The following is a 227-nucleotide window of genomic DNA, read 5'->3' on the forward strand; positions in this document are numbered from 1 at the left end:
CCATGTGCATCAACAATCAAATGTATTTTTGAGGAGTTTCCTCCTACACTTTTAGAAATAGATTGATTCGCTATGCCAGCAGAATGTTGATGAGCACGTACATGAGAGCCATCAATAAAAATCCACTCCATATCGGGGCATGAGGCTAGTAATTTGAATAATCTAAGTAACTTACCGCTGCTTGACCAACGATTAAAACGTTTGAAAATAGAGTTTGAATGACCAAA

1 pseudogene is annotated in these 227 nt (G+C 37.4%); it reads right to left on the reverse strand.

Annotated features, from left to right (window positions below):
• Nucleotides 1-227 (reverse strand): annotated as a pseudogene (locus NO346_RS14800) (IS5/IS1182 family transposase); the annotation flags it as partial.

This window comes from Acinetobacter sp. 5862 (assembly GCF_024494585.1).
Lineage (GTDB): Bacteria > Pseudomonadota > Gammaproteobacteria > Pseudomonadales > Moraxellaceae > Acinetobacter.